13 protein-coding genes are annotated in these 15070 nt (G+C 67.5%); 4 read left to right on the top strand and 9 right to left on the bottom strand.

Going from position 1 to position 15070, the window contains the following annotated elements; translation table 11 throughout:
- Positions 1-17: 17 nt before the first annotated feature.
- The 5 genes from H0X95_RS00800 to H0X95_RS00780 all read right to left on the bottom strand — a co-directional run bounded on the left by H0X95_RS00800 (position 18) and on the right by H0X95_RS00780 (position 4659).
- Entirely contained in the window at positions 18-719 is a 702-nt protein-coding gene (locus tag H0X95_RS00800; protein WP_006485194.1) for an ABC transporter ATP-binding protein, read from the bottom strand.
- Positions 716-1483 (bottom strand): ABC transporter ATP-binding protein, encoded by a 768-nt coding sequence (locus tag H0X95_RS00795; RefSeq protein ID WP_006485184.1) that lies wholly within the window; start codon positions 1481-1483, stop codon positions 716-718. The genes H0X95_RS00800 and H0X95_RS00795 overlap by 4 nt, the downstream gene beginning before the upstream one ends.
- Complete coding sequence (locus H0X95_RS00790; protein WP_059721456.1) at positions 1480-2523, bottom strand: branched-chain amino acid ABC transporter permease; 1044 nt, start codon at positions 2521-2523, stop codon at positions 1480-1482. The genes H0X95_RS00795 and H0X95_RS00790 overlap by 4 nt, the downstream gene beginning before the upstream one ends.
- Complete coding sequence (locus tag H0X95_RS00785) at positions 2520-3380, bottom strand: branched-chain amino acid ABC transporter permease (RefSeq protein WP_012493680.1); 861 nt, start codon at positions 3378-3380, stop codon at positions 2520-2522. Before H0X95_RS00785 ends, H0X95_RS00790 begins: the two co-directional genes overlap by 4 nt.
- Positions 3381-3450: 70 nt before the next feature.
- Positions 3451-4659 (bottom strand): ABC transporter substrate-binding protein, encoded by a 1209-nt coding sequence (locus H0X95_RS00780; RefSeq protein WP_059721457.1) that lies wholly within the window; start codon positions 4657-4659, stop codon positions 3451-3453.
- A 229-nt stretch (positions 4660-4888) separates the two neighbouring features.
- Between H0X95_RS00780 and H0X95_RS00775 the strand changes: the two genes are divergently transcribed.
- The gene (locus H0X95_RS00775) at positions 4889-5746 is read left to right on the top strand and encodes a FadR/GntR family transcriptional regulator (protein ID WP_006497935.1); all 858 of its coding nucleotides are present in this window, start codon (positions 4889-4891) and stop codon (positions 5744-5746) included.
- A gap of 78 nt (positions 5747-5824) precedes the next feature.
- Here the strand turns inward: H0X95_RS00775 and H0X95_RS00770 are convergent, their stop codons facing one another.
- Genes H0X95_RS00770 through H0X95_RS00760 form a run of 3 tightly spaced genes read right to left on the bottom strand, consistent with a single transcriptional unit; the run spans position 5825 to position 10089 of the window.
- Positions 5825-7264: an aldehyde dehydrogenase family protein gene (locus tag H0X95_RS00770; RefSeq protein ID WP_059721458.1), complete on the bottom strand. Its 1440-nt coding sequence runs from the start codon at positions 7262-7264 to the stop codon at positions 5825-5827.
- Between the two features lie 30 nt (positions 7265-7294).
- A complete protein-coding gene (locus H0X95_RS00765; protein WP_006484830.1) occupies positions 7295-8692 on the bottom strand; it encodes an aspartate aminotransferase family protein in 1398 nt (465 codons plus the stop codon).
- A 50-nt stretch (positions 8693-8742) separates the two neighbouring features.
- Positions 8743-10089 (bottom strand): APC family permease, encoded by a 1347-nt coding sequence (locus H0X95_RS00760; protein WP_059721459.1) that lies wholly within the window; start codon positions 10087-10089, stop codon positions 8743-8745.
- 293 nt (positions 10090-10382) lie between these two features.
- On the opposite strand from H0X95_RS00760, the gene H0X95_RS00755 reads away from it, so the two are divergent.
- Entirely contained in the window at positions 10383-11477 is a 1095-nt protein-coding gene (locus tag H0X95_RS00755) for an AraC family transcriptional regulator (RefSeq protein WP_006484842.1), read from the top strand.
- Between the two features lie 10 nt (positions 11478-11487).
- On the opposite strand, the gene H0X95_RS00750 is transcribed toward H0X95_RS00755, so the two are convergent.
- On the bottom strand, positions 11488-12438 hold the full coding sequence (locus tag H0X95_RS00750) for a LysR family transcriptional regulator (RefSeq protein WP_059721460.1): 951 nt from the start codon (positions 12436-12438) through the stop codon (positions 11488-11490).
- A 163-nt stretch (positions 12439-12601) separates the two neighbouring features.
- On the opposite strand from H0X95_RS00750, the gene H0X95_RS00745 reads away from it, so the two are divergent.
- Both H0X95_RS00745 and H0X95_RS00740 read left to right on the top strand, forming a co-directional pair.
- Positions 12602-13903 (top strand): MFS transporter, encoded by a 1302-nt coding sequence (locus H0X95_RS00745; protein ID WP_059721461.1) that lies wholly within the window; start codon positions 12602-12604, stop codon positions 13901-13903.
- 48 nt (positions 13904-13951) lie between these two features.
- Positions 13952-14881 carry an agmatinase gene (locus tag H0X95_RS00740; protein WP_006484846.1) on the top strand — a complete coding sequence of 310 codons (930 nt, stop codon included), beginning with the start codon at positions 13952-13954 and terminating at the stop codon, positions 14879-14881.
- Positions 14882-15070: the final 189 nt, after the last annotated feature.

Raw genomic sequence — 15070 nt, 5'->3', positions numbered from 1 at the left:
TTGAAAGGGCCCGGCGCTCATGCGACACCGACGCCCAGGTAGCGGTCCTTCACGTCATGGTCGGCCGCGAACGCCGCGTTGCTGCCTTCGTAGACGATCACGCCCTGTTCGATCACGAAGTGGCGATCCGCGAGCTGCGTGCACACTTCGAGGTTCTGTTCGACGAGCAGGATCGCGACACCGGCCGCCTTGATCTGCTTCAACTGCGCGACGATCTCCTCGACGATCACCGGCGCAAGCCCCTCGACCGGTTCGTCGAGCATCAGCAGCCGCGGATGATTCATCAACGCGCGGCCGATCGCGAGCATCTGCTGCTCGCCGCCCGACAACTGCGCGCCGCCGTTGCGGCGACGCTCCTTCAGCCGCGGAAAGATCCGGTAGATGTCGTCGAGCTGCCACGGCGAATCGCGACGCGCGCCGAGCCGCAGGTTTTCCTCGACCGACAGCAGCCGGAAAATCCCGCGATGCTCGGGCACGAAGCACAGGCCGCGCGCGGCGATCCGGTGCGCCGGCTGCCCGGACACCGGCCGGCCCGCGAACGTCACCGTGCCGCCGGTCGGCGCGACGACGCCCGCGATCGTCTTGAGCGTCGTCGACTTGCCCGCGCCGTTGCGGCCGAGCAGCGTCACCGTCTCGCCTTCGTTCACGTTCAGCGAAATGCCCTGCAGCACGTGGCTCTTGCCGTAGCACGCGTGCACCTCCTTCACGTCGAGCATCATGCGCGGCCTCCCGTGATCATGTTGCCGAGATACGCACTGCGCACGCGCGCGTCGCCGCGAATCGCATCGGGTCGGCCTTCGACCAGCACGCGTCCCTGCTGCATCACCGTGATCGTGTCCGAGATGTCCATCACGATGCCCATGTTGTGTTCGATCAGCACGACCGTGTAGTCGTCGCGCAGGCCGCGGATCAGCGCCTTCATGTCGTCGAGATCGTCGATGCCCATGCCCGACGTCGGCTCGTCGAGAAAGATCGCGCGCGGCCGCGCCGCCAGCGCCATGCCGACCTCGAGCCGGCGCTGCTGCCCATGCGACAGCACGCCGGACGCCGTGTCGGCGAAGCGCTGCAGGCCGAGCCGCTCGAGTACGTCGTCGATGATGCCGTCGTGCGCGAGCGCCCCGCGCGGCGGCGTCCACGGATTGAGCGCCCGCCGCGATTCGACGCCCTGCGCGGCGACGCGCAGGTTTTCGCGCACGCTCAGGTTCGGAAACAGGCTCGTCACCTGGAACGAGCGGGCGATGCCGCGCCGCACGCGCTTGTGATCGGGTTCGTGCGACACGTCGTGCCCGTCGAACAGGATCGAGCCCGACGTGATCGGCAGCGTGCCGGTCAGCGTATGGAACAGCGTCGTCTTGCCCGCGCCGTTCGGGCCGATCACCGAATGCACGGTGCGCGGCATGATGCGCAGATCGACGCCGCCCAGCGCGGTGAACTTGCCGTAGCGCTTGACGATGCCGCGCGCTTCGAGAATCGCTTCGCTCATTGCCGCTCCTTGACCGTGACCACCGTGCGATCGCCACGCCGCAGCGACGCCACGACTCGTTCGCCCAGCCCCCACAACCCGCGCTGCATGAACAGGCTGACCGCGATCAGCACGAGGCCGAGCAGCAGCAGCCAGCGCGGCCACAGCGTCGACAGCCAGTCCGCGAACAGCACGTAGAACGCCGCGCCGAGCACCGACGCGAACAGGTTGCCCGTGCCGCCGATCACCGTCATCACGAGGATCATCTCGCTCGTGTGATAGTCGATGTTCGACAGCGGCGCGATGCCCGTCATCAGCGCGTGCAGCGCGCCCGCAAGGCCCGTGACCGCGCCCGAGATCACGAACGCCGCGAGCTTGAAGCGCTTCACGTCGTAGCCGGCCGCCGCCGCGCGCGCCTCGTTGTCGCGAATCGCGAGCAGCGTCCGGCCGAATACCGAGCGCGATACGCGCAGCAGCAGCCAGAACACCGCGACGAACAGCACCGCGACGAAGCCGTAGTAGCGCCACGGCGAATCGAGCGACACGAGCGGATGGCCGAACGCGGACAGCGCCGGACGCGGGATGTCGAGCAACCCGTTGTCGCCGCCCGTCACATCCGGCGTCGTATACGCGAGGAAGTAGAACAGTTGCCCGAACGCGAGCGTCAGCATCACGAAGTACGTACCGCGCTGCCGGATCGAGAACCAGCCGACGAGTGCGGCCGCGATCGCGCCGAACACCGCGGCCGCGACCAGCGCGGCCGTCACGGACGCGACGCCGCGCGTCAGCACCAGCCCCGCCGTGTAACTGCCGAGCCCGAAGAAGATGCCCTGCCCGAACGACAGTAGCCCCGTGTAGCCGAGCAGCAGGTTGCAGCCGAGCGCGGCGAGCGCGAACACCAGCACTTCGGTCGCGAGTGAGCCCGAACTCAACACGAGCGGCAACACGCACGCGGCCACCACCGCGAGCCAGCCTTCCGGCCGCTGCAGCACGCCGCGCCACGGCCGCGGGCGTTGCGACGCCGCCGCGCCCGGCGGCAGCGGTTTCGACGATTCGATCATGCGGCCCTCCCCAGCAAACCGTTCGGACGCAGCAGCAGCACGGCGGCCATCGCGACATAGATCATCAGCCGCGCGCCTTCCGGCCACAGCGTGCTCATCAGGCTCTGCACGATGCCGACCAGCAGGCCGCCGACGAGCGCGCCGAGAAAATTCCCCATTCCGCCGACGACCACCACGACGAATGCAATGCCGAGCGCCTCGATCCCCATGAACGGATCGACGCCGCGGATCGGCGCGGCGAGCACGCCGGCCAGCGCGGCCGTCGCCGCGCCGAGCGCGAACACGAGGCTGAACACGCGCGTCACGTTGATGCCGAGCAGCGACACCATCTCCGTCGACTCGCTGCCCGCGCGCACCGTACTGCCGAGCCGCGTGCCGTCGAGCACCCACCACAGCAGCGCGGCGAGCACGGCCGTGAACCCGATCACGAACAGCCGGTACTTCGGATAGACGAAGCCGCCCCAGATCACGACGCCGTTCAGTGCGTCGGGCGGCGGCACGTTGTCGCCGAGCGGCCCCCACGCGAGGATCGCGCACTCCTGCAGCACGAGCGCGAGCCCCACCGTCGCGAGGATGTGGAATTCGTGCTGCTGCGCGTACACGTGGCGCAGCACGAGTTTTTCGACGCCCCACGCGAACGCGCCGACCACGAGCGGCACGATCGCGAGCGCGACCCAGAAATTCGCCGACCATTGCAGCGCCTGGTAGCAGAGATACGCACCGAGCAAATAGAACGCGCCGTGAGCGAAATTCACGAAGCGCAGCAGGCCGAACACGATCGACAGGCCGACGGCGAGCAGGAAATACAGCATGCCCACGCCGATGCCGTTGACGATCTGCAGCAGATAGACGTTCATGGCTTCCGTGTCGGAAAGGAAGGTAACGGACGCCCGCGGCGCGCGATGCGCCGCGAACGCATGCACGGCGTCAAGCGAGCTTGCAGCCCGTCTTGTCGAGCGGCAGGAACGACTGGCCCGAGCTGACGATGTCCGCATAGTCGTCCGCGTTCTTCATCCGGGCCTTCGGCTTGCCTTTCAGCAGGTAGTAGTTCTTCAGCACCTGGTGGTCGCCCTTGCGGATTTCCTCCGGGCCCGTGAGGCCGTCGTACTTCATCCCTTCCATCGCGGCGACGACCTTCTTCGGATCGGCGCTGCCGGCCTTCACCATCGCGTCGATCAGGATCTTCGAGCAGATGTACGAACCCGCGAGGCTGTAGTTCGGGTTTGCCTTGAACGCGGCGTTCGCGCGCTTCACCAGATCGCGGTTCAGCGGCGAATCGATGCCGTGCCAGTACTGCGCGCCGAAATACACGCCATCGCAGATGTCCGACCCGAGCGCCTCGAACTGTTCGAGGCCCGACGCCCACGCGAGCAGGATCGTGCAGTTGCGCTTCATCCCGAAGCTGACGGCCTGGCGCAGCGTGTCCGACGATTGCGAGCCGAAGTTCAGGATCAGCAGCACGTCGGGCTGCGCGGCGGCCGCGTTCGTCAGGTAGCCGCTGAACTCCTTCTCGGCGAGCGAGTGGTAGCTGTTGCCGACGTGCTCGATGCCCTTTTCCTTGAAGATCGCCTTCGCGGCCGACAGCAGCCCGTCGCCGAACACGTATTGCGGCGTGATCGTGTACCAGCGCTTCGCCTTCGGCAGCATCTGGATCAACGGGCGCACCGTCTGCTCGATCGCGCCGAAGGTCGGCACCGACCAGCGGAAGGTCGCCGCGTTGCAGTCCTTGCCGGTGATCTCGTCCGCGCCGGCCGTCGTGATGAACACGCCGCCCGCCTTCTGGACTTCCTTGCCCATCGCCAGCGATTCGGACGACAGGATGCCGCCCGCGAAGAATCGCACGCCCTTCTGCTGCGCGATCTCCTGCACGCGCCGCACGGCGGTCGCGGGCTTGCCCTCGGTATCGAGCGCCGTATAGGCGAGCGGCGCGCCGAGCACCTTGCCGTATTGCTTGACGACCAGTTGCATGCCGAGATCGGCGTACTTGCCGTTGGCGGCGAACGGGCCGGACATCGGCACCGGGCAGGCGAGCTGGATGGGCGAGCCCTGCGCGAACGCGACACGGGACGACATGCTGCCGAGCGCGCCCGGCACGGCCGACAGCGCGGCCAGTTTCAACAGTTCTCGGCGATTCAAGTTGACGCTCCTCATGATGGGGGACACACGCGATACGACCGACTGCCAAACCGTGCCCACGCCACTCCTGGATGCGCGCCGCCGGTTCATTCTATTTATCATGATAAATAGAATGAACCTGATGCTAGAGTTGATCAAAATTGGTGTCAATCAGGCAAAATTCCGTACCCGCGCCGGGACCGATCGTCGACGATGACGCGGCGCGCGGTCAGACAAAGGAGTCGTGAAGATGGTCATGGACCGAGCCAGGGCGGGCCTCGCGGTCGAAATCAAGCAGCCGAAGCGGGCCGACCTCGTCGCCGAGGAGATCAAGCGGCTGATCACCGAGAAGGACCTGAAGCCGGGCGACCGCCTGCCGCGCGAAGCCGAGCTGCAGCAGCTCTATGCGGTGAGCAAGAGCACGATCCGGGAAGCGCTGAAATCGCTCGAGGTGCAGGGGCTCATCAAGGTCACGACGGGGCCGTCGGGCGGCGGGATGGTCGTCGAGGTGCCGCTCGACCGCACGCTTCAGCTGTTGCAGAACTACCTGTTCTTCAAGGACGTGACGATCGACGACATCTATACGGTGCGCAAGCTGCTCGAACCCGAGCTGGCCGCCGGCGCCGTGCCGCACCTGACGGAGCGCGACTTCGCGGCGCTGGAAGCGAACATCGCGTGCTGCGACGGCGCGTCGGGCGTGCACGATCGCGGCCACATGCTGCGTCAGCGGCAGGAGGACACGACGTTCCACGATATCCTCGCGGCCGCGAATCCGAATCCGTTCCTGCGCTTCAGTTGCGAACTGATCAACGAGATGATCCGGCAGTTGATCGAGTTCCGGAACGATACGCCGCTCGTCGAGCACAAGCGCTTCGGCGAAGCGAACGTGTCGATTCACAAGGCGATCCTGCAGGCCGCGCGCGAGCGCGACGCCGAGCGCGTCCGGGCGCTGATGGTCGAGCACATGACCGAGGCGCCCAAGCATGTGAAGCGGATGAAAGGGAAGCTGCGCGGGCGGTTGATCCTCGATTCCGAGATTCGCCGGCGGGCCGCCGCCGCGCCGGTGGCGGGACCCGATGCGGCCGAGGCGGACGCGGAAGAGCGCTGAGCGGCGGCACCGGCGGCGTGGCGTCGGGGCCGGCCGCTGCGCGGCGACCCCGCGGACTTCTTCCGCGCGCTCAGGCCATCATCGCGCGTCGCCTTCCGTGTACCCGGTCGTGCCCTTCGTTTCCAGATACTCGACGAGGCCGAACTCCGCGTACTCGCGCCCGTTCCCCGAGCGCTTGTAGCCGCCGAACGGCGCGGCCGGGTTCCATGCCGGGTAGTTGATGTGGACGTTGCCGACGCGCAACCGCGCGGCGATCCGGCGCGCGCGCTCGAGATCCTTCGACTGCACGTACGCCGCGAGCCCGTAGACCGAATCGTTCGCGAGCGCGACGGCCTCGTCCTCGGTCCGGTAGGTCATGATCGACAGCACCGGTCCGAAGATTTCCTCCGTGGCGATCGTCATGCCCGGCGTGACGTTCGAAAACACCGTCGGCCGCACGTAGAACCCGTCCGCGAGCCCCTCCGGCCGGCCGGGGCCGCCGGCGACGAGCGTCGCGCCCTCTTCGATCCCGAGCCGGATGAAGTGCCGGATGCGCTCGAACTGCGTGCGGCTGACCACCGGCCCGATGCCGGTTTCCGTCGAACGCGGATCGCCGACGACGGTGCGTTCCGCTTCCCGGCGCGCCGCCTGCTCGGCCCGCGCCAGATGATCGACGTGCACCAGCATGCGCGTCGGCGCGTTGCACGACTGGCCGCTGTTGCTGAAGCAGCTGCGCGCGCCGCGCGTGACGGCATCCTCGATGTCGGCATCGGGCAAGATCAGGTTCGGGCTCTTGCTGCCGAGCTCCTGGTGCACGCGCTTCACGGTATCGGCCGCCGCCTTCGCGACCTCGACGCCCGCGCGCGTCGAGCCCGTGAACGACACCATGTCGACGTCCGGATGCCGCGACAGCGCGTCGCCCACTTCCTGTCCGTAGCCGTGCACGAGGTTGAACACGCCGGCCGGCACACCGGCTTCGTGCAGGATCTCCGCAAACAGGATCGCGCTGAACGGCGCGATCTCGCTCGGCTTGAGCACCATCGTGCAGCCGGCCGCGAGCGCCGGCGCGACCTTGCACACGATCTGGTTGATCGGCCAGTTCCACGGCGTGATCAGCGCGCACACGCCGATCGGCTCGTGCGACACCAGCAGCGAGCCGGTCTGCGTGCTGAAGCGGAACGACTGCAGCGCGCGGATCGTCTGTTCGAGATGCGCGGTGCCGACCGCCGCCTGCATCGCCCGCGCGAACGCGATCGGCGCGCCCATCTCCTGGCTGATCGTCTGCGCGACTTCTTCGTAGCGGCGCTGGTAGATCTCGAGGACGCGCTTCAGCAACGCGACGCGCTCGTCCACCGACCAGCGCGAATACGTGTCGAACGCGTGCTTCGCCGCGCCGACCGCACGGTCGACCTCGGTCGCGCCGCCGATCGCGAGCCGTGCATACGGCCGCGCGGTGGCCGGATCGATCACGTCGATCGATCGCGCCTCGGCCGGATCGCGCCACTGGCCGTCGATATAGGACTGCTGTGAGGTTCGCATCGAATACTCCCGGAATGACGGATGCCGCGCTCAGCGCGTCGCCCGCGCGTAGGTCTCGACGAGGATGTCGCGGATCTGCGCGACGAACCATGCGATCTCGTCGCGCGACATCACCAGCGGCGGCGAAAACTGCACGATCGGCGTGCCTTCGTGATCCACGCCCGCGCGGCACAGCAGCCCCGCGTCGAAGATCGCCGGCGCGAGCAGCGTCGACACGAACGCCTGCGCGCTGATGCCGGCCGCCCAGCGGCGCGCGACCTTGTCGGTCACGAGCTCGAGCGAGTAGTGATAGCCGTCGCCGCGCACGTCGCCGACGCACGGCAGTTCGAGCAGCCCGTCGAGCGTCCGGCGAAACACCGCTTCGTTGTCGCGAACGTTCGCGAGCACCCCTTCGCGCTCCATGATCGCGAGGTTCGCGAGCGCGGCCGTGCACGCGACCGGATGGCCGCCGTAGGTCGCGCCGTGCAGGAACATCTGCTGCGGCCCGTCGAGCACCGTGTCGACGACCGCGTCGCTCGCGATCACGCCGCCGAGCGGCACGTAGCCCGACGCGATGCCCTTCGCGAACGTGATGATGTCCGGCTTCAGCCCGTAGCGCGCCGACCCGAAATACTCGCCGAGCCGGCCGAACCCGCAGATCACCTCGTCGGCGACGAGCAGCACGCCGTGCCGGTCGCAGATGTCGCGCAGCCCGGCCGCGTAGCCGGCCGGCGGCGTCAGGCTGCCGCCCGCGTTCTGCAGCGGCTCGACGACGATCGCGGCGACCGTGTCCGGCCCCTCCTGCACGATCAGCGATTCGATTTCGTCGAGCAGATGGCGCGTGAACTGCGCCTCCGTCTCGCCCGCCGGGCGGCCGTAGCGTTTCGTGTTGCCCACGTGCCGCACGCCCGACATCAGCGGCTCGAAATGCTTGCGGAAGTTCGTCATCCCGTTCAGCGCGAGCGCGCCGAACGACGTGCCGTGATACGCGACGCGCCGCGCGATGAACTTGCGCCGCTGCGGCTCGCCGCGCGACTGGTGATACTGGCGCACCAGCTTGATCGCCGATTCGTTCGACTCCGAGCCGCTCGACGTGAAGAACACGCGGTTCAGGCCCTCGGGCGCGAGCGCCGCGAGCCGGTGCGCGAGCCGGATCGCCGGTTCGTGCCCGTAGCCCCAGTTGGTCGCGAATGGCAGCCGCACCATCTGCTCGCGAATCGCATCGCCGATCTCCGCGCCGTGGCTGTAGCCGACCTGCACGCAGTACAGCCCGGCCAGCCCGTCGAAATAGCGCTTGCCGCTGCGGTCGACGAGCCAGCAGCCTTCGCCGCGGTCGAACACGGTCAGCGCGTTCTCGCGGTATGCATCGGCATGCGTGAAGTGCATCAGCAGATGGCGCTTGCCGAGCGCCTGCAGGTCCGCATCGAGATTGACGTCAACAGCGTGCATGGATCACTCCTCCTTCAGGGTTTCAAAACCGGCATCGCGCAGCCGGTCCTTCAATTCATCGACAGCGTCGGCGCCGGCCGCGTGAAACCGCGCGTCAGCCAGACGAGCTGGCAGAGCCCGACCACGAGCCAGCCGATGCCGACGTAGAACGTCTGGCGCGACAGCCCCGACCAGAGCCACACGTTCATCGCGAAGCCGATCGCCGGCATCAGGCCGTATGCAATCCAGCCCGCTGCGTGGCGATGCTCGGGCCGGCTCAGATAGCTGCGCATCACGCACAGGTTCACGATCGCGAACGCGACGAGCGCGCCGAAACTGATCATCGTCGACGCGAGATCGAGCGTGATGAAGAGCGCGGACAGCGACACGACGCCGACCGCGAGCGTCGCCCGCACCGGCGTATGCAACCGCGCATGCAGATGGCCGAACACGCATTCGGGCAGCACGCGGTCGCGGCCCATCGCGAACAGCACGCGCGTCACGCTCGCCTGGCCCGCCATCGCGCTCGCGAAGCAGCCGGCCACGTACACCGCGACGAAGAACGCCGACAGCGTGCGGCCGCCGACCCGCCGCATCAGTTCGAGGCTCGCCGAATCGAGATCCTTGAACGCATGCCAGTCGGGAAACACCACTTGACCGACATACGCGATCAGCATGAACAGCAGGCCGCTCGCGAGCGTGCAGAGCAGGATCGCGCGCGGCACCGTGCGCCGCGGCTCGCGCGTTTCCTCCGACAGCGTGGTGACCGCATCGAAGCCGAGGAACGACAGGCACAAAATCGCGGCGCCGGCGAAGATCGCGCGTGCATCGCCGGACGACGGCAACGCGATGGCAATCGACAGCCCTTCGCCCGCCGCGACGTGCGCCGACGCGATCACGAAGACCGCGATGAACACGAGCTGGCTCGCGATCAGGATCAGGTTCACGCGATTGACGAGCCGGATGCCGACGATGTTCAGCCCGGTGATCAGCGCGATGCTGCCGATGATCCACACGCTGGCCGGCACCGTCGGAAAAATCTGTTTCATGTAGATGCCGATCGCGAGATAGCTGATCATCGGAATGAACAGGTAATCCATCAGCAACGCCCAGCCGACCATGAAACCGGCCGACGTGCCGAAGTTGCGGCTCGCGAACGTGTAGGCCGAGCCGGCGCTCGGCATCAGCCGCGCCATGTGGCCGTAGCTGCGCGCGGTAAACAGCATCGCGATCAGCGTGACCGCGTACGCGGCCGTCAGATGCCCGTTCGTCTCGCTCGTGACGAGGCCGTAGGTCGTGAACACCGTCATCGGCAGCATGTACGCGAGGCCGAAGATCACCAGCGTCGAGAGTCCGAGCAGGTGCGGCTTGCGTGCGTCGGTGTCGCCGCGCGGCGCGTACGCCTCGAACTCGTGCATCGCGGCGGCTGATGCGGTTCGACCTGGCCTGTCGTTGTCCATGCTGTCCTCACGTGGGTGGCGTCCATGACTTCAACACGCGTGCGTCCGGCGCTGCCGGCGGGGCACGACTGGAAGAAAGTGTGGTGCGCCAAAAAATCGACGACGAATGAGAAAAGCGGACGTAATCGAGGGATATTTCCGGACACATCGTCGGGCATGGTGCCCTGCCGCCCTGCATGCTGCTGTGCGGCACTGGCGTTTTGCGGACATTCCGGCTATGTTCTGTGCGACCCCGTCACCGCATCGGCACCATGGACAGCCGTTCCCAACGAAACCAGAGCCGGGCCGAACGCAGCCTGCGTTCGGCGCTCGGCCTCGCGCGTCCGGCCGGACGCCAGGAGGATATTCCCGCCACGGTTCACGCGATCGCGGTCGCGCTGGACGAGTGCCGCGTGCGGCGCATCGACGGCGCCGCACTGCTCGAAGGCACGGGGCTCGGCGCGGACGAAGTCGCATCGCCGAACCTGCACGTGAATCGCGGCCAGGAGCAACGTTGCTTTCGCAACCTGCTGCGCTGCAGCGGCGTGCCGTCGATCGGGCTGTCGATCGGCGCGCGGCTGCATGTGTCGACGCTGGGTCTCGCCGGCTACGCGATGCTGATCAGCGGCTCGGTGATGCAGGCGTTCCGCTGCATGGGCCAGTTTCCGCTGTTCATGGGGCTGTATTTCGACGTGCGTATCGACGCGCATGCCGGCGGCATGAGCGTGACCATCGGCCGCTACAACGGCGAGCCCGATCTCGAGGTGTTCCAGGCCGACATGTGCCTGTCGAGCCTGCGCCTGATCGTGTCCGACCTCGTCGGCAAGCCGGTGTGGCCCGAGCAGGTGCAGCTCGCGCGCCGCACGCCGCGCAACGCGGCCGACTACGCGCGCCACTTCGGCTGCCCGGTCGTCTTCAATGCGGCCGACAACCGGCTCGTGTTCACGTCGGTGAACGGCACGGAAGCGCCGCGCCTCGCGAACGAAGTCAGCTTCAATGCGCTGCACGGCCAGTGCGAGGTGCTCGAACGGCAGTGGGCCGCGTCGGTCGGCACGCGCTTCGCCGATCGCGCGAAGGAATTGATGGCGCGCGACCTCGTGCGGTTCAAGTCGATGACGGCGCTCGCCGGCGCGCTGCACCTGACCGAACGCACGCTGCGCCGGCGGCTCGACAAGGACGGCATCACGTTCCAGTCGTTGCTCGACGACGTGCGTCGCGACGAAGCCGTGCGGTTGCTCGACGATCATGCGTTGAGCGTCGCCGCGATCGCCGAGCGGCTCGGTTACAGCGAACCGCGCAGCTTCCGTCACGCGTACCGGCGCTGGACCGGCAAGACGCCGCGCTCGGCGTCGGACACCGACGCGTGACTCGGATGCGTTACCCCTTCGCCCTGACGCGCCGCCGGCTCGCGCACCGGCGCGTCATGTCGACCTGAAGTCGCTTCGCCTGGCTTTCGAGGATCCGGCAGAACGCTTCGGTGAACGCACTACCCGGCCGCAGCGACGGGCGCAGCATCGCGATACGGCGCGGCGGAATCGTGTCGATCGGCACGAACGCGAGGCCGGCCGCATCGATCGACACGGCGGTCAGGCTGTCGACGATCGCGCGCCGCCCGGCCAGTTGCACCATCCGGCACGCGAGCGCCGAACTCGACACGCGCGCGTGAATCGTGTGCCGGTTCTCGGACGCCGACAGCAGCGCCTCCAGTTCGGGGATGCCTTCCAGCGCATCGACGCTCGTCAGCCCGCCGGCTTCGAGATCGGCGAGCGTCACCGTCTGCCGCACGGCCAGCGGATCGTCGGCGCGCATCGCGCAGACGATCGTCGAATCGAGCAGATGCTGTTCGGTGACGTTGCGCATCGCGCGAAACGGCGCGCAGATGCCGAGATCCACTTGCTGGCTCTCGACGAGATCGAGCATCCGCTCCGCGTTCTCGATCGCGACTTCGACGAACACCTTCGGGTACTTCGCCTGGAACACGGTGATCGCTTCCGGCAGCAGCCGTTCGGTGACCGCCGGATACGCGCAGATGCCGAGGCGGCCGAGCGTGCCCGCGCGCAAGCCGTCCGCGAGTTCGTTGAGCGCATGCAGGCTCGCGTTGGTCCGCTCGGTCTGCTCGAACAGCAGGATCGCTTCGGCCGTCGGCAGCAACCGGCCTTTCTCGCGCTTGAACAGCTCGACGCCGAGGCTTTCTTCCAGCACCTTCAACTGCTTCGTGACCGCCGGCTGAGAGATGTGCAGATTGCGCGCCGCCGCCGTCAGCGTCCGGCACCGGACCACCTCGTACAGCAGTTCGACCTGGTGATAGTTCAGCGTTCGCCTTGCCATGTTCCCCTCCTTTCGACGCCGCACGATCGCGAGAGCATAACCCACGGTTATAGGTCGCGGTCCGACAATGTATTGGCGGAACAGGCCGGAATTCGATGAAATCACGGCTTTGAACACAAAAGCGGCCGCAACGGGCAGGTCAGGGGACACAACGATGCAGACAATGTCGAGCTTACGGGCGCACAAGCCCACCAAATTCCGCTGGTTCATGGTGTTCCTCGCGTTTCTCGCGATCGTCACCAACTACATGGACCGCGCCAACCTGGCGGTCGCGCTGCCGTACATGAATACGGAGCTGCACCTGTCGTCCGCCGAATCGGGCCTGATCCTCGGCGCGTTCTTCTGGACTTATGCGGCCTGCCAGATCCCGGCCGGCATGCTCGTCGACCGGTTCGGCGCGAAACTCGTGTTCGCGGGCGCGGTCGTGTGGTGGTCGGCATTCACGATGGCGACGAGCCTCGCGCGCGGCGGCGCGTCGCTGCTCGGCCTGCGTTTCCTGCTCGGCGTCGGCGAAGCCGGCGCGTTCCCGTCCGCGACGAAATTCGTCGAGCGCTGGTTCCCGCCGACCGAACGCGGCCTCGCGTCCGGCATCTACGATTGCGGCGCGCGCGGCGGCACACTGATCGCGCTGCCGATCTGCACCGCGATCATCACCGCGTACGGCTGGCGCGCGTCGTTCATCTTCACCGGCGCGATCGGCCTCGTGTGGGTCGTCGTCTGGCTGCTGGTCGCGAGCGAGTTTCCGTCGCAGAACCGCTTCGTCAACGCGGCCGAAGCCAAGCACGTCGACCAGGACGCACCCACCGAAAAGCGCGCACCGGTCCGCATCAAGTGGGGCCGGCTGTTCACGTCGCGTGTGGTGTGGGCAATGTCGCTCGGCTTCGCCTGCCAGGGCTACGTCGTCTACTTCTTCATCACGTGGTACCCGACCTACCTGGTGAAGGAACGCGGTTTCAGCCTGCTGCAGCTCGGTTTCTACGGCATCCTGCCGGGCCTCGCGGGGCTGGTCGGCTCGTGGGTCGGCGGCTGGATCTCCGACCGCATCGCGGCAAGCCACTACGGCCTGAACTTTGCGCGCAAGTTCTGCATCGTCGTCGGGATGGCGCTGAGCGCGACGATCGGTCTGGCGGGGCTCGCGTCGCAGGCTTGGCTCGCGCTGCTGCTCCTGTCGATCGCGTTCTTCGGCGTGTCGGTCGCCACGTCGAGCATTCTCGCGCTGCCGGCCGACGTGTCCGCACGCGGCGAACGCTCGGTGGCCGGCACGGTCGCCGGGTTCCAGAACTGCATCTCCAATCTCGCGGGCATCGCGAGCCCGGCCGTGATCGGCCTGCTGAAGGACGCGACCGGCTCGTTCACGCCCGGCCTGATCTCGGCGTCGATCATGGCGATCATCGGATGCCTGATCTACATCTTCATGCTCGGGCCGATCCGCTCCGACGTGCTCGAACACGTGGTCGCCGACTGACGGTCACACGTTCACACGCGTTCGGCCCGCTTATTCAACGAGGAAAACATGCTTTGCGATTCACCGAAGGTGCCGTTTCTTGCTCAGGGTTGCGAGCCGGATACGGAGCGAGTCTCCGCCACGTTCGCCGTCCTCGGCGCGCCGTACGGCGTGCCGTACGGCCCGGCGCTGCTGCACTGCGACGCGTCCAACGCGCCCGACAAGGTGCGCGAGCGCAGCTTCCGCTACGGGCGCCAGATCGGACACTATGACTTCGACCTGCAAGGCACGCTGTTCGGCGACACGGGCGCGACCTGCGTCGATTGCGGCAACCTGCCCGGCACGCTGGACGTCGCGCGCAACGCGGCGGCCGTGACGTCCGCCGTCGCGTCGCTGCTCGAGCGCGGCGCGATTCCGGTGGTGCTCGGCGGCGACGATTCGATTCCGGCGCTGTGCGTGCGCGCGTTCGACGCGTACGGACCGCTGAACGTGCTGCAGTTCGACGCGCATCTCGACTTCCGCGACGAGGTGAACGGCGAACGGCACGGCTATTCGAGCCCGATCCGGCGCATCCGCGAGATGCCGTTCGTCAGGCGGATCGTCCAGGTCGGCCTGCGCGGCAGCGGCAGCGCGCGCCCGAGCGACGTGGAGGACGCGCTGCGCTCGGGCAACGTGCTCGTGCCGGCCGACGTCGTGCACGATGAAGGCATCGAAGCCGTCACGCGGCACCTCGTGGACGACGCGCCGTGGTTCGTGACCGTCGACATCGACGGCCTCGACCCGAGCATCGCGCCGGGCGTGGTCGCGCCGATGCCGGGCGGCCTGACGTTCCACCAGACGCGCGGCGTACTGCGGCACCTGTGCGCGAACACGCGGCTCGCGGGAATCGACGTCGTCGAATATCACCCGGCGCTCGATGTGCGCGAGATGACCGCGCTGACGATCGTGCGGCTGCTGACCAACGTGATCGGCACCACCGCGCGCCGCATCGCGCGGTAACGATTTCATGCGGCGAGACCGCTCGCGCATCGCCCGTCGCCACGCCGGTCTCGCCCACTGATTCGGGCTTCGAATCAATTTTCACGCACCCTGCTCGTGGCCCTCGCACGACCGGCCACGCATCGCCGCGATCGCTCCCCACGGTAGACGCGTTCGATCGATTGTTCTATACTCGCCTCAACTTCATCA

The organism is Burkholderia sp. 9779_493, assembly GCF_015712215.1.
Lineage (GTDB): Bacteria > Pseudomonadota > Gammaproteobacteria > Burkholderiales > Burkholderiaceae > Burkholderia > Burkholderia cenocepacia.
Note: the sequence above shows the minus strand (reverse complement) of the source record. Positions and strands in the feature narration are given on the sequence as shown.

Bases quoted from the DNA above. Each gene is read 5' to 3' on its own strand.
- H0X95_RS00745 (WP_059721461.1), top strand. From the start codon at position 12,602: ATGTCGAGCTTACGGGCGCACAAGCCCACCAAATTCCGCTGGTTCATG.
- H0X95_RS00785 (WP_012493680.1), bottom strand. From the start codon at position 3,380: ATGAACGTCTATCTGCTGCAGATCGTCAACGGCATCGGCGTGGGCATG.
- H0X95_RS00765 (WP_006484830.1), bottom strand. From the start codon at position 8,692: ATGCACGCTGTTGACGTCAATCTCGATGCGGACCTGCAGGCGCTCGGC.
- H0X95_RS00775 (WP_006497935.1), top strand. From the start codon at position 4,889: ATGGTCATGGACCGAGCCAGGGCGGGCCTCGCGGTCGAAATCAAGCAG.
- H0X95_RS00755 (WP_006484842.1), top strand. From the start codon at position 10,383: ATGGACAGCCGTTCCCAACGAAACCAGAGCCGGGCCGAACGCAGCCTG.
- H0X95_RS00750 (WP_059721460.1), bottom strand. From the start codon at position 12,438: ATGGCAAGGCGAACGCTGAACTATCACCAGGTCGAACTGCTGTACGAG.
- H0X95_RS00760 (WP_059721459.1), bottom strand. From the start codon at position 10,089: ATGCACGAGTTCGAGGCGTACGCGCCGCGCGGCGACACCGACGCACGC.
- H0X95_RS00790 (WP_059721456.1), bottom strand. From the start codon at position 2,523: ATGATCGAATCGTCGAAACCGCTGCCGCCGGGCGCGGCGGCGTCGCAA.
- H0X95_RS00800 (WP_006485194.1), bottom strand. From the start codon at position 719: ATGATGCTCGACGTGAAGGAGGTGCACGCGTGCTACGGCAAGAGCCAC.
- H0X95_RS00770 (WP_059721458.1), bottom strand. From the start codon at position 7,264: ATGCGAACCTCACAGCAGTCCTATATCGACGGCCAGTGGCGCGATCCG.
- H0X95_RS00795 (WP_006485184.1), bottom strand. From the start codon at position 1,483: ATGAGCGAAGCGATTCTCGAAGCGCGCGGCATCGTCAAGCGCTACGGC.
- H0X95_RS00740 (WP_006484846.1), top strand. From the start codon at position 13,952: ATGCTTTGCGATTCACCGAAGGTGCCGTTTCTTGCTCAGGGTTGCGAG.